Here is an 11,696-nt window from a genome sequence, read left to right on the forward strand (position 1 = left end):
AGTTCATCGACGACGGCGAGGGCGGTGCCGCGCCCCGGCTCGCCCAGGTCCGGCCGTCGAAGGAGTTGCTCGGTGTGTACTTCGAGCAGCTCCGCAACGGCATGCGTGAACTGGCCCGCGCGGGGCTCGCGCACGGCGACCTCTCGCGCACCGAGATCGCCAACCAGGAGGCCGCCACGAAGACCACCACGACGACCACCAAGATGACCACGAAGACGACCAAGAGGGGTCCACGTAGCTTCGGCCGAAAATCCAACGGATATGCCTCTGGCCTGCATTGATGGGCAGGGCTCGGGTCTGACCCATCAATCTGAGACCTCTGCATGAGCGCAGGTGGGAGGTATATCCGTTGGATCCTGCGCCATTACTACCGGGATCCCCACTCAAGATCGACTCATGGCCGGTTTGGGCGCGCCCCGCTCGGGCGGCGGGAGCGCGGCGAACCGGGTCGAGCATGCCGCCGAGACCCTTGCCGACGACCTGCCAAGGTCGACGTACCGGGGGCCGGGTGACCGTGACCTCGCGACCCGCGTACCGGATCCTTCAGCACCCAGGGCCAACGGTGCCGTCAGGGACGGGCGGTGACGGTCTGGGACGCCCGAGCCTGGGCTGAGCCGTTGCAGTGCACCGTGGTTCCGGTGAACACCAGAGTCATCGAGCAGTTCTCGCCGTCGGTGACGGTGACGGTCGCGGTGAACCGTCCCGGCCGTCGGTAGGTGTGGACCGGTACGGGGCCGCCGTCGCGCAGGGTCGTGCCGTCGCCGAAGTCCCAGTCGTACCGTGCGACCCGGCCGTCGGGGTCGGTGGCGGCCGAGGCGTCGAAGCGGGTGGCCTGGCCGACGCGCCGGGCCTCGACGGCGAGGGCGGCGACCGGACCCTGGTTGGGAAGAACGGCGAGCGACTGGAACCGGGGAGCTGTGCCGCCGGTGAGGACCGGCGGGTTCGTGATCGGATCGAGGCGGCCGTCAGACCCGATGGCGAACGCGGACAGGAGGCCGGGGCCGGGGCTGCCCGCCACGAGCAGGCGTCGTCCGTCCGGGGTCGTGTCGATGCCGACCGGTCCCTGCCCGGCGGGGGACGGCGAACCGGTGACCTCGGTGAGGGAGCCGTCGCCGTTGATCGCGTAGGCCGACACCGCTCCAGGGTCATGCTCGTTGCCGGGGCCGGCGATGAACAGGTGTCGTCCGTCCGGTGCGATCGCGGCGCCTTCGGCGTTCACCGCGGCGTTGAACGGGCTGCCGGGAACCGGCGTCAGGTCCCCGTCCCGGCCGACGCGAAAACCGTCGACCTTGGCCTCGAACTGCGTGGCGACATACAGGAACCGCCCGTCAGGCGTGAAGACCATCCCGGCTCCCGCGGGATTGGTCGGGACCGGGCGACCCACCCGGCGAAGGGTGCCGTCCCGCCTGATGGCGAACCGGACGATGACATCGGGACCGGGCAGTGTGGGCATGCCATGCCCCACATAGAGGAAGCGGCCATCGGGGCTCACCCCCAGGCCCCGCGGGAGGGTGAAACCGGTCGGGACCGGGTCACCGGCTCTCTTCAGCGTTCCGTCAGCGTTGATCGTGAAGGCCGTGACCGTGTCGGACAAGAGGTTCGCGGCGAACAGCGACGTGCCGTCGGGCGCGATCGCGAGACCGAACGGCGTCATGCCGCCGGTCGGCTCGGCCGCCAGCAGCGTCAGCTCACCGCCGGAGCCGACCCGGTAGGCCGCGATCTCGCTGACCGTCCGGTTCGTCACGTAGGCCGTACGGCCGTCCGGAGCGAAGAGGATGCTTGCGGGCCCCGTGCCGTCGCCGGTCTTGACCAGCTCGCCGACGCGCTCCGGACTGCCGTCCTGGCCCACCCTGAACGTGGCGATGTCGTGGGAGAGGGCGTGGGTCACGTAGAACAGGCGGCCGCTCGGGGCGTCGGCCGCCTCGGCTGCGGGAGAGAGCAGCGCGACGCCCAGCCCGAGGACTGCGGCGATGGTGCGTGTTCGTAACAGCATGGCGGAATCCCGATGTAGGTGACACAAGCTCTAACGGAATCCACCGCAGCTAGGTTCAACGGCGATCGGGTCTTGGGATGGGAGCGTCGCGACGATCGACAGCAACGAGCGTTCGGGCATGCGCCGCTCGATCTCGGCCGCCAGCCGCTCGGCCTCGGCATCGGCCTTGAGATGGGCGACGAAGGCGGCAGGGGTGTCGGGCAGCCCGACCTTCTCGCAGAAGGCCGCCAGTTTCGGCTGGCATTCTTCCCAGGGCAGCAGGTGGGCGCTCCAGTCGGCGGACTCGTTCGAGCCGAGCACGGCCACGTCGCCAGTGCGCAGTTCCTCGGCCAGGTAGCAGAACACCATCGCCTCGAAGTGCCTGCGCGCGACCATGCCGGGGCGGCGCCGGTCGGTCACCGCGCGCCGCGGCGGGCGCCCGCCGACGGGGTGACGATGAGGAAGTGCCGGGGGGTTTCGGGGGGTGGACCTGCAACGAAACCGTTTCGTGCCGCGAGATCCCCAGCTTGCCCGCCGCCGCGTCCGCGGCCGCCAATCCCACCCGAGGCTCGGCGGCCAGCCGGCCGATCACCTCAGCCTGGTGCGTGTCCCGCAGAGGGCAACCCCCGCTGACCAGCCCGACCACCCTGGAGAACGTCGTGCCGCTGCCCCAGATCCCGACCGGCGACCCGCGCGTACTGGCTGTGTCGCACACCGATCGCTAGCGGGGCGCCCCGTCGCGCTCGCTTCTTTGGGCGAGGCGCTGGAGTTGCCCGTTGTGCACATCGCTTACCCACTCCCACCCGGGCTTAGCCGATGGGCCGACCCGCGGGTCGCTGAGAGCACGGCCGTCACGCAAGGCGAGCACGTACGCCCGATCCCGCTCGATCCGTGCGTGTACCTCGTCAGCTCCGCCGACTGACCCGTGGCCCGGGACGACGACATCGACGTCGCCCGCCACGCCCTCCAGCAGCCGCAGCGCGGAGAGGTAGTCCTCGATCGGGTCAGCGGTGCCGTTCAGGTCGAGCATCGGAATCAAGACATCAGAGAGCATGTCGCCGGCGACGAGAACCCCGCGTTCTTCAATGAACAGCGCCGCATGGCCCGGAGCATGCGCTTGATGCTCGATGATCCGGACCCCGGGGCCATCCCATGGAAGCTGCGTCGTCTCGGCGGGCAAGCCGATGATGAGGCCGAGCAGGTCCAGCGGGACCTGCCCGGCGATTTCCGTCTCGAGCAGGTGGGCGGCGATGCGGGCCTTCGCCCCCGGGTCAGAGAGCTGATCCCGGACAGTGGCCGCGCAACGGGCCGTGCCGTAACGAGGGGCCGCGCCGAGCTGGGCGTGCCAGAGTAGGTGATCCCAATCCGGATGCGTCGAGAAGCCTGCCACAACGGTCTGGCCCGAATCGGACAGGTCGTTCGCGAGGCAGGCCATTTCGTGGCCCTGCACCCCGGGGTCGATGAGCAACACGCCAGCCCGGCCGTGCACGACAACGGCGTTGCTCTGGACGAACTCGCTCTCGTGGACCAGCACACCCTCCGCGACCTGCCTCAGCACGAGCTCGCCTCCTTCGCATCCCGGATGGCGTAGCGATGCATCGTGACGCCCTGCTCGAACGATCGCTGCTCGAGCAGGTCGAGCTCGATCGGCACGTCGTAGTCGTCGAACAGCGGCCTGCCGAAGCCGAGGATTGCCGGGTGGGTGCAGTCATTGTCGGCGTCCCAGCCGTCTCGACCTCCCAGCACGGCGCCGGTGGTCTTGATGTACTCGTCTTCCAGGCCCGGACGGGCTGACATCCCGGTCATCCAGTCCATGGTGTGGTTCGGCCCGGCCACGAAGCCGTCCAGGGACATCGTGAAGTGCCAGAGCACCTTCCCGCCCGCGGTCTGCGGCTCGGTGTCGTTCATGCGTCGCCTCCTGCGATCTGCTTGCGGTTTGTGACTTGTCGAAGAGAGATGGCTTCAATCCCCGTGCCTCCGGCCAGGAGCTCATCTGGATGGTTCGCCACCGAGGAACCCGGCAGGTCACTCAGCCTGGCAGGAATTGGTACACGCCGGTAAGGTCCGATCCTGTGGGCCGATTGAGGACCAATTCCGGGCTGGCCGAGGACCTGCTCATCGAGCTGAACCGCGACGCCGGGGTGCCGCTGCACCGGCAGATCGAGGCGTCCATCCGCGCCGGCATCCGGGCCGGCCGGCTGCGATCGGGCGCGTCGCTGCCGCCCACCCGCACCCTCGCGGCCGGCCTCGGGGTTTCCCGCGGGGTGGTCGTGGAGGCCTATCAGCAGCTCGTCGCCGAGGGCTACCTCGCCAGCCGATCGGGCGGTTACACCCAGGTCGCCGCGTCGATGCCGCCAGCCGCCACCCCTGCCGACGGCGCGGGCTCGGCGGCTTCGATGGCGCAGCCGGCCGCGCGCAGCGTGGGCTTCAGGGTCGACTTCGGGTACGGGCGCACCGACGTGTCGCAGTTCCCGCGGGCCGCCTGGCTGCGCTCGGTTCGTACTGTGCTCGCCACCACGCCCAACGACCGGTTCGCCTACCTCGACGGGCGTGGTGTGCCGGAACTGCGCGGGGCCCTGTGCGACTACCTCAACCGGGTGCGCGGCACGTCGTCCGTCCCGGGCAACGTGGTGATCTGCAACGGCTATGGGCAGGGCATCTCGCTGCTGATCCAGGTGCTCGTCCGGCACGGCGCCAGGCGGATCGCCCTGGAAGACCCGTCGTCCAACGACGACGCCCGGGTGCTGGCCGGTGCCGCCGGTCTGGAAGTGGTCGGCATCCCGGTGGGTCCGGACGGCGTTCAGGTCGATGCGCTTCATCGGGCCGACGCCGATGCGGTCGTGCTCACGCCGTCGCATCAGTGGCCCACCGGGGGAGTTCTGTCGGCTGCGGCGCGGGCCGAGGTGATCCGCTGGGCGAAGCGCCGCGGTGCGATCGTGGTCGAGGACGATTACGACGCGGAGTACCGCTATGACCGGTCGCCGGTGGGCGCCATGCAGGGCCTGGCGCTCGATCATGTCGTCTACTGCGGTACGGCCAGCAAGACGCTCGCGCCGGGGTTGCGGCTCGGCTGGCTGGTCGTGCCTCCCCGGCTGGTTGCCGACGTCGCCGAGGCGAAGGTGCTTGCCGACCGTGGTTCGTCGGTCATCGACCAGTTGACGTTCGCCGACTTCCTCGCGCGTGGCGAGTTCGACCGCCATCTGCGCCGGATGCGTCCGGTGTATCGCCGTCGCCGCGATGCGCTGCTGGACGCCCTGCGCACGCACCTGCCCGATCTGGAACCGGGCGGGGTCGCCGCCGGGCAGCATGTGGTCGTCTGGCTCCCGCCCGACCTCGATGAGGCGGCGGTGGTGGCGGCCGCCGCCCGGCACGGGCTCGGCATCCACGGCGTCGGCCCGTACCGGATCGCCGGCACCGGACCGGGCGGCCTGATCTTCGGCTACGCCATCCTCGGCGAGAGCGCCATCGCCGAGGGGGTCGCGCTGCTGGCCAGGGCCATCCGGGAGGTTCGGGGGACCTGATCCCGCGCAAGCGCTCCGCAGGCGCTCCGCCGGCGGTGCATCCAGGAGATGCCCATCAGTGTGCCGGGCGGATGTTCTGGTTCAGGTGAAACACGTTGGCCGGGTCGTAGGCGGTCTTCAGCGCGGTCAGCCGGGCCAGCTTCGCGGTCGAGTACGCCCGCCGCACGCCACGCTGCCCATCGGCCAACTCGTCGGCCGTCAACGAGTTGACGTACACCCCGCTCGCGTACGGTTCGAGCGAGGCGCCGGCGGCACGGGCGGCATCCATCCTGGCGTCGTCCTCGGCCGGGTCGGTCCAGCGGGAGCCGGCACCGAACTCGAACATCGTGCCGCGGTGGCTGAACGCCGCGTCTGCTTCCGGGACATCGGCGATCGCGCCGCCGTGCGCCTGCAGGCCGACGCCCGGCAGGTATGGGTTCGCGCTCAGGTCGGTGCCGCCGCGCAGCAGGAACGCCTCGATCGCCGTGGTGGGGAATCGCCGCAGGTAGTGCCCCTTGGAGTAGCGGCGGTAGGCGTGGCCGCCGGTGGAGTCGTCGCGTTGCTGGAGTTCGAGGTAGGAGGGTGTGGTGACGCGCGAGGTGACGGGGCGTCCGAGCGCCCGCATCGCGGGGAGCAGCCGGCGGCCCTCGGCCGGGTCGCCGACCCACACGAACCCCAGAGTGGCGATCGGGCCGGCGGGACCGCTGCCGACACTGGCGGTGAACGTCGCCTGCCGGGGCGCGACGGCGTTCAGGTCGCGCCAGCCCTCGATGACCGGCACGGCGTCCTCGGCGCGGAAGTCGAACTCGGCGACCAGCGTCCGCGTGCCGGTGCGATGCAACTGGAACTCGAACTCGGTGACGATGCCGAAGTTGCCACCACCGCCGCGCAGGCCCCAGAACAGGTCGCGGTTCTCGGTGCGGCTCGCGGTCACCACGTCCCCCTCGGCGGTGACCATCGTGCAGGAGACGACGTTGTCGCAGGCCAGGCCGTACTGGCGGGCCAGCCAGCCCATGCCGCCGCCGAGCGTGAGCCCGCCGACGCCGGTGTGCGAGACGTTGCCGGCGGTGGTGGCCAGGCCGTACGTCTGGGACGCCCGGTCCAGCGCGCCGAGCAGCGCGCCGCCCTGCACCCGGGCCCGGCGACGGGCCGGGTCGATCCGCACGCCGCCCATGGGCGTCAGGTCGATCATGAGACCACCGTCAGGCACGGCGAACCCGGCGACGTTGTGGCCGCCGCAGCGCACGCCGATCTCCAGGTCCAGTTCGCGGGCCATCCGCACAGCGGCGACCACGTCGGCGACGCCCGCCGCGCGGACGATCATGCGTGGCCGCCGGTCGACCATGGCGTTCCAGACGGAACGGGCGGTGTCGTAGCCGGTGTCGCCGGGAGTGAGGAGCCGGCCGTCGAAGCGGGTCGTTGCCGTTGTCATGCCATTCAGCCTGGCAGGAATTGGTACATGCGATAAGGGCCGATCTTGGAGGCGAACTGAGGACCAATTCAGGGTCGGCCGAGGATCTGCTCATCGATTTCGCACCCGGCATCCGCCGGGTCTCCGTGCCCAGCGTGCTGGTCACGGTGGTGACCGCGGCCGCGGTCCACTCGCTGGAATCTACGATCCGGCCGGGCCTGGCCGGATGCTGTTCGCGTTCTTCGCCGCCATGGCCGAGACCGAACGGGAAGCAATCCGCGAAGCGACGCTGGAAGGACTGGACGCCGCGGCCCGCAGGGGCAACCACGGCGGCCGTCCCACCGTCATCACCGACGACGTGATCCACGCCGTCCTGCGGCGCCGCGCAGCCGGCGAACCCATCGAGAAGATCCGCAAGGATCTGATCATCCCCACTGGCGAGCGCAAGGGTCACAACCCCTCCCTCGCCAGCGTCTACCGCGCCCTCGCAGAACACGAGAAGGCCCAGCGCCACCCCGACGCTGTCGAACAGGCCCGCGCCGAGTACACCGTCCTGCGTCAGGAGCTCTGATCTCGCTCACTCGCGGATCAGTCCTCAACGCCGACACCCAGGGCGGATCAGCCTTCAGCCTTGCGCCTGTTTGTGCGGGCCGCGGAATGCGAACCGGCGAGGCCGTTGACGGTCGGCAGGGGCCGAAGGCTCACCTGGTGAAGCCAGGCCCGCCGCGCACGCGCCGCACGAGGTCGCCGGCGGCCTCCGGCCACTGGGCGTGGTCGAAAGCGAAGCCCGCTTCGAGCAGGCGGCCGGGGACGACTCGGCGGCTTTTCAACAGGAGTTCGGTGTCCGAGCGCAGCGCGAACGCGCCGAGCTCGGCCATCCACTTCGTCGCGGGCAGGCCCACCGGGACACCCCACGCGGTGCGCAGCACGCGCATGAACATGCGCTGTGGTAGAGGAACGGGAGCGGCGAGGTTCACCGGCCCGGCGAGGTCGTCCCGGTCGACCAGGAACTCAACAGCGCGGACAAAATCGCGGTCGTGGATCCAGGACACGTATTGCGCGCCGCCCGCGACCGGGCCGCCAAGGCCGAGCCGCGCCAGCCGCAGCAAGACGTCGAAGACGCCGCCGCGATCGGGACTCATCACCATGGCAGAGCGCATGGCGACCTTGCGCGTGTGCGGGGTTTCGGCTCGCTCCTGCGTCTGCTCCCACGCTTTCGCGATCTCGACGCTGTAGGCCCAGTAGCCCGGGACGCCGAGTTCGGTGCCGCCGAGCACGCCGGTCGCCTCGTCGTTGGGCGCGTCGAAGCGGTGGGAGTAGACAGTGGCAGTGCTCATCTGCAACCAGACGCGGGGAGGCCGCACGGCGGCTGCGATCGCCTCACCCACAACCCGGGCGGAGTGCACCCGCGAATCCATCATGGCCTGCAGATTGGCTGCGGTGTAGCGACAGCTGACGCTGCGTCCGGCCAGGTTGACCACGATGTCGCTGCCGTCGATCTCCTCCGCCCACGGACCCAGGGTCTCGCCGTCCCAGCGGACTTCGCGGTCGCGCACCGGCCCTCTGGTCAGGACCACAACTTCATGGCCCGCGGCGGTCAGCGCGTGATTGAGGATCGTGCCTACCTGCCCGGTTCCCCCGGGTATCACTATCTTCATCAGGCTTCCCCTAGGTGTGCGGGAAGAGCCTAGCGCAGTGGGTTGAACGCGTTCAAAAGGGAGTCGATGCTCACATCAAGGAAAACTCAGCACGGTTCTGGGCCGCGGAACCGAAAGGACTGCGGGTGGTGGACCTCGCGACCAGGTTGCGCTGCTTGTAGGCAAGGGCGTCGAAGGCATGAGGCCGGCCTCCGCGGCTGCCCTTGCGCCTGCGGTTGGCGATCTGGTCGCGCCGCTCGGGGATGACCACCTTGATGCCGCGCCGGCGCAGGTCAAAGCGGATCTTGCGAGTGGAGTATCCCTTATCGGCGATCAGCGTATCCGGCCGGGTGCGCGGACGGCCGCCGCCGGGGCGACGCAGCCGGAACTTTGCCGCGATTGCTTCGTATCGATCGTCCCGCCGTCATCCCCCTTTTTCGTGCTCCGGCGGCGTGCTGATTAACGTTCACCCTTGAATGGTCGATCGTGGTGCGACGTGGTGAGTTGACCGATAGGGCGTGGGCGCCGATTGGGCCGTTGCTCCCGGTGACCGATGGCCGGGAGCGTCCCTGGCGAGGTCATCGGCAGGTGAGCTTGTTGATGTAGAGCTGTCCGCCTGCACGTACATACGTACAAGATCACGACAAGCGGCCGCCGTGCGATCGAGGTGTCTACGGTCATCAGGGCCTCGATCGCGCGCTTGTATTCGCTGCGGTCAGCCGCTCAGCTCGAGGCGGCGGGAGCGGGCCAGAGCCAGCCCGCCGAGGACCGTACCGACCAGCCCGAGCGCCAGGGCCAAGGCCCCCCCGAATACTCCATTGCCGGTGCCGAGACCACCGTCGGCGACAGCCAGATTCACCGCGCCGTTGAGCACGCCGGTCAGCCCCACCACCAGGGCCACGATGGCTCGCCTCCTCCCGCCGTTGCCGATACGGCGGACGGAGCGCAGCGCCAGCCAGCCGATGACCACGCCGCCCAGCGCCACCAGTGCGGCCACACTGGCCCAGATTCGCTGCGGGGTGCCGAGGAAAGTATCGACACCCTGGCCCGCGCACTCTGCCGGCGTCGTACAGACTGGTGAGGCCGCCTGTGCGGCAAGGACAAATAGGACGGACATGAGGTTCTCCTCCGCTTCCTGCGACTGGACGCCAGAACTATGTCCGCTGAACCCGCCGCCCGTCATCCTGCTGACGGACACCTCTTCCTGCCGCAGACGCCGTACGAGCCGCGAATCTACTGCGTCCGCGGTAGGCGCGGGCCCGTGCCAGCAACAGCCGGCCCCTTCAGGTACGCGCGTACCCGGGTGACGTGGACGTTGGCCTTGTTGGCGAACGGCGCCACCGGCTTGGTCTTGGTCGAGACGTGGACCTCCACGGTGAACGTCAGGCTTTTCTTGAAGAGGCGCACCGCGGTGGCAGGCACCTGGTACGTCAGGCCGCGCGCCTTGGGATCGTCGGGGAACGCCTGCCCCTTGCCCGCCTGGCCGATCGCCTCCGCGTAGTGGCCCCCAGAAGGTGGCGACGGCGTTCGTCAGGAACGTGGAGTCGAGCTTGGGCGGCCGGTGCCCGGCGAACGCCTCCCGAAACGGGTCGCGGTCCGACAGCGCCCAGAAGCGGTAGGCCCGCCCGGCGAGGTCCATGAACTGCAGGACCTTCGCGCGTACCGAGTAGTACGCCTGCGTGACGAAGGCGCCGGCTACCACCGAGCGCTCTCCCGCTTCCACCAGGGCGCGCTGACCGCGGCGCTGGCCGACCTGGAGGCGCCCCAGATCACCTACGCCTCCGGCTGGACCTCGGCGGGCGGGTGGATCGCCACGTTGCTCGCCCGGCTGCACCTGGAACACGGCGACCGCGCCGCCGCCGGACAGGCCCTGCGCCTGGCCGACCGCGTCGTGGAGGGGTCGATGGACGCCGCGCTCGTCCGCCACGTCCGCGCGCAGCTCGCGCTGGCCGATGGCAGGCCGGCCGTGGCGCTCGACCTCGCCCGCGCCGCCGGTCGCCGGCTGGCGGAGGGCTACGGCATCGACCACCCGGGCATGCTTCCGTGGCGGGTCACGGCGGCCCTCGCCGCGCACCACCTCGACGACCACGAGCAGGCCCGGCATCTGGCCGCCCAGTCCCTCGACCGCGCCCGCGCCATCGGTGTCGCCCAGGCCATCGGCGTCGCGCTGCGCCTGTCCGGGCTGGTGGCCCGCCCACGCCCCGACATCGACCTCCTGGCCGAGGCAGCGACCCTCCTCCAGCAGACCCCGGCGGCCCTCGAACACGCCCGAACACTCATCGACCTGGGCGCCGCCCTCCGCCGGGCCGGCCATAGGAACGCCTGCCGGCAGCCCTTACGGCAGGGGCTCGCCCTCGCTGACCGCCTGTACGCCCGGCCGCTCGCCGACCACGCGCGGGCCGAACTGCACGCTGTGGGGGTTCGGCCGCGGCGGACGGCCGTGGCGGGGATCGAGGCTCCTACCGCGGCCGAGCGGCGGGTCACCTTGCTGGCCCTCCACGGCGACAGCAACAGCCAGATCGCCCAGGCGCTGTTCATCACGACCAAGACGGTGGAGACACATCTGGCGCGTGCGTACCGGAAGCTGTCGATCAGCAGCCGCCGGCAACTGCACGAGGTCTTCGCCCCCCACACCGGGACCGGCCCGTGCTGGTGGACTGGTTGCCGTGGAGCCACACCTTCGGCGGCAACCACAACGTGAACATGGTGCTGGCCAACGGCGGCACGCTCTACATCGACGATGGACGCCCGGTCCCCGGCCTGCTGGCCAGGAGCCTGGCCAACTATCGGGACGTACGACGTGTGCGCCCTGGCCTGGCTCAATGCCACCGAGGCCGGCCGCGTGCTCGGTGAGCTCCCAGACACCCAGGGCGAGGTCTTGTACTCCGCCGAGCCGGCCGCGCACCTGGCGCCGATCCTGGCCGGGCTCAACGCCGGTGCCGGCTCGGCGTCGCGGATCCAACGGCTCCTGGTCATGGCACGTCCGGCCAGTCTGGACGCCGGTGAGATCACCGACAAGGGCTACGTGAATCAGCGGCGAGTGCTGGCTCAACGAGCAGAATTGGCCGACCTGCTCTACCGCGACCCGCCGCCCGGCGAGGTCATCATCTCTTCGCGCAAGGAGGATTCATGAAATATCAGGACGTGGCGCTTCCGGCCGGGCACGCGTGAAGAGG

General features: G+C 70.2%; 12 protein-coding genes and 2 pseudogenes. 5 read left to right on the forward strand and 9 right to left on the reverse strand.

Going from position 1 to position 11,696, the window contains the following annotated elements:
* Positions 1-281: pseudogene (locus tag AB0C16_RS28905) on the forward strand (hypothetical protein); the annotation flags it as partial.
* A 287-nt stretch (positions 282-568) separates the two neighbouring features.
* Here AB0C16_RS28905 and AB0C16_RS28910 read toward each other — a convergent pair.
* The 4 genes from AB0C16_RS28910 to AB0C16_RS28925 all read right to left on the reverse strand — a co-directional run bounded on the left by AB0C16_RS28910 (position 569) and on the right by AB0C16_RS28925 (position 3,880).
* A complete protein-coding gene (locus AB0C16_RS28910) occupies positions 569-1,993 on the reverse strand; it encodes a beta-propeller fold lactonase family protein (protein ID WP_357687237.1) in 1,425 nt (474 codons plus the stop codon).
* Between the two features lie 30 nt (positions 1,994-2,023).
* Complete coding sequence (locus tag AB0C16_RS28915; protein ID WP_357687239.1) at positions 2,024-2,392, reverse strand: hypothetical protein; 369 nt, start codon at positions 2,390-2,392, stop codon at positions 2,024-2,026.
* Between the two features lie 301 nt (positions 2,393-2,693).
* Positions 2,694-3,530: an MBL fold metallo-hydrolase gene (locus tag AB0C16_RS28920; protein WP_357687241.1), complete on the reverse strand. Its 837-nt coding sequence runs from the start codon at positions 3,528-3,530 to the stop codon at positions 2,694-2,696.
* Positions 3,524-3,880: a hypothetical protein gene (locus AB0C16_RS28925; protein WP_357687243.1), complete on the reverse strand. Its 357-nt coding sequence runs from the start codon at positions 3,878-3,880 to the stop codon at positions 3,524-3,526. Before AB0C16_RS28925 ends, AB0C16_RS28920 begins: the two co-directional genes overlap by 7 nt.
* Before the next feature lie 164 nt (positions 3,881-4,044).
* Between AB0C16_RS28925 and AB0C16_RS28930 the strand changes: the two genes are divergently transcribed.
* Positions 4,045-5,493 (forward strand): PLP-dependent aminotransferase family protein, encoded by a 1,449-nt coding sequence (locus tag AB0C16_RS28930; RefSeq protein ID WP_357687245.1) that lies wholly within the window; start codon positions 4,045-4,047, stop codon positions 5,491-5,493.
* Between the two features lie 55 nt (positions 5,494-5,548).
* Here AB0C16_RS28930 and AB0C16_RS28935 read toward each other — a convergent pair whose 3' ends face one another.
* On the reverse strand, positions 5,549-6,904 hold the full coding sequence (locus AB0C16_RS28935) for an FAD-binding protein (protein WP_357687247.1): 1,356 nt from the start codon (positions 6,902-6,904) through the stop codon (positions 5,549-5,551).
* 205 nt (positions 6,905-7,109) lie between these two features.
* On the opposite strand from AB0C16_RS28935, the gene AB0C16_RS28940 reads away from it, so the two are divergent.
* The gene (locus AB0C16_RS28940; protein ID WP_357687249.1) at positions 7,110-7,454 is read left to right on the forward strand and encodes a hypothetical protein; all 345 of its coding nucleotides are present in this window, start codon (positions 7,110-7,112) and stop codon (positions 7,452-7,454) included.
* 130 nt (positions 7,455-7,584) lie between these two features.
* On the opposite strand, the gene AB0C16_RS28945 is transcribed toward AB0C16_RS28940, so the two are convergent.
* The 4 genes and pseudogenes from AB0C16_RS28945 to AB0C16_RS28960 all read right to left on the reverse strand — a co-directional run bounded on the left by AB0C16_RS28945 (position 7,585) and on the right by AB0C16_RS28960 (position 9,927).
* Entirely contained in the window at positions 7,585-8,541 is a 957-nt protein-coding gene (locus AB0C16_RS28945) for a TIGR01777 family oxidoreductase (RefSeq protein WP_357687251.1), read from the reverse strand.
* Positions 8,542-8,707: 166 nt separating this feature from the next.
* Positions 8,708-8,902: pseudogene (locus tag AB0C16_RS28950) on the reverse strand (transposase); the annotation flags it as partial.
* A 333-nt stretch (positions 8,903-9,235) separates the two neighbouring features.
* Complete coding sequence (locus AB0C16_RS28955) at positions 9,236-9,637, reverse strand: DUF6223 family protein (protein ID WP_357687253.1); 402 nt, start codon at positions 9,635-9,637, stop codon at positions 9,236-9,238.
* 116 nt (positions 9,638-9,753) lie between these two features.
* Positions 9,754-9,927 carry a hypothetical protein gene (locus AB0C16_RS28960; protein ID WP_357687255.1) on the reverse strand — a complete coding sequence of 58 codons (174 nt, stop codon included), beginning with the start codon at positions 9,925-9,927 and terminating at the stop codon, positions 9,754-9,756.
* A 154-nt stretch (positions 9,928-10,081) separates the two neighbouring features.
* Here AB0C16_RS28960 and AB0C16_RS28965 point away from each other — a divergent pair, with 154 nt between their 5' ends.
* Together AB0C16_RS28965 and AB0C16_RS28970 are read left to right on the forward strand one after the other, a co-directional pair.
* Positions 10,082-11,221, forward strand: coding sequence for a LuxR C-terminal-related transcriptional regulator (locus AB0C16_RS28965; protein WP_357687257.1), 1,140 nt, complete (start codon positions 10,082-10,084; stop codon positions 11,219-11,221).
* Positions 11,222-11,260: 39 nt separating this feature from the next.
* Positions 11,261-11,653 (forward strand): hypothetical protein, encoded by a 393-nt coding sequence (locus AB0C16_RS28970; RefSeq protein ID WP_357687259.1) that lies wholly within the window; start codon positions 11,261-11,263, stop codon positions 11,651-11,653.
* Positions 11,654-11,696 lie beyond the last annotated feature (43 nt).

The organism is Nonomuraea sp. NPDC048916, from assembly GCF_040649575.1.
Classification (GTDB): domain Bacteria; phylum Actinomycetota; class Actinomycetes; order Streptosporangiales; family Streptosporangiaceae; genus Nonomuraea.

What these genes read in the sequence shown, in the direction of transcription:
- AB0C16_RS28910 (WP_357687237.1), bottom strand. Translation starts at nt 1,993, where the DNA reads ATGCTGTTACGAACACGCACCATCGCCGCAGTCCTCGGGCTGGGCGTC.
- AB0C16_RS28925 (WP_357687243.1), bottom strand. Translation starts at nt 3,880, where the DNA reads ATGAACGACACCGAGCCGCAGACCGCGGGCGGGAAGGTGCTCTGGCAC.
- AB0C16_RS28935 (WP_357687247.1), bottom strand. Translation starts at nt 6,904, where the DNA reads ATGACAACGGCAACGACCCGCTTCGACGGCCGGCTCCTCACTCCCGGC.
- AB0C16_RS28940 (WP_357687249.1), top strand. Translation starts at nt 7,110, where the DNA reads ATGCTGTTCGCGTTCTTCGCCGCCATGGCCGAGACCGAACGGGAAGCA.
- AB0C16_RS28945 (WP_357687251.1), bottom strand. Translation starts at nt 8,541, where the DNA reads ATGAAGATAGTGATACCCGGGGGAACCGGGCAGGTAGGCACGATCCTC.
- AB0C16_RS28955 (WP_357687253.1), bottom strand. Translation starts at nt 9,637, where the DNA reads ATGTCCGTCCTATTTGTCCTTGCCGCACAGGCGGCCTCACCAGTCTGT.
- AB0C16_RS28970 (WP_357687259.1), top strand. Translation starts at nt 11,261, where the DNA reads ATGGACGCCCGGTCCCCGGCCTGCTGGCCAGGAGCCTGGCCAACTATC.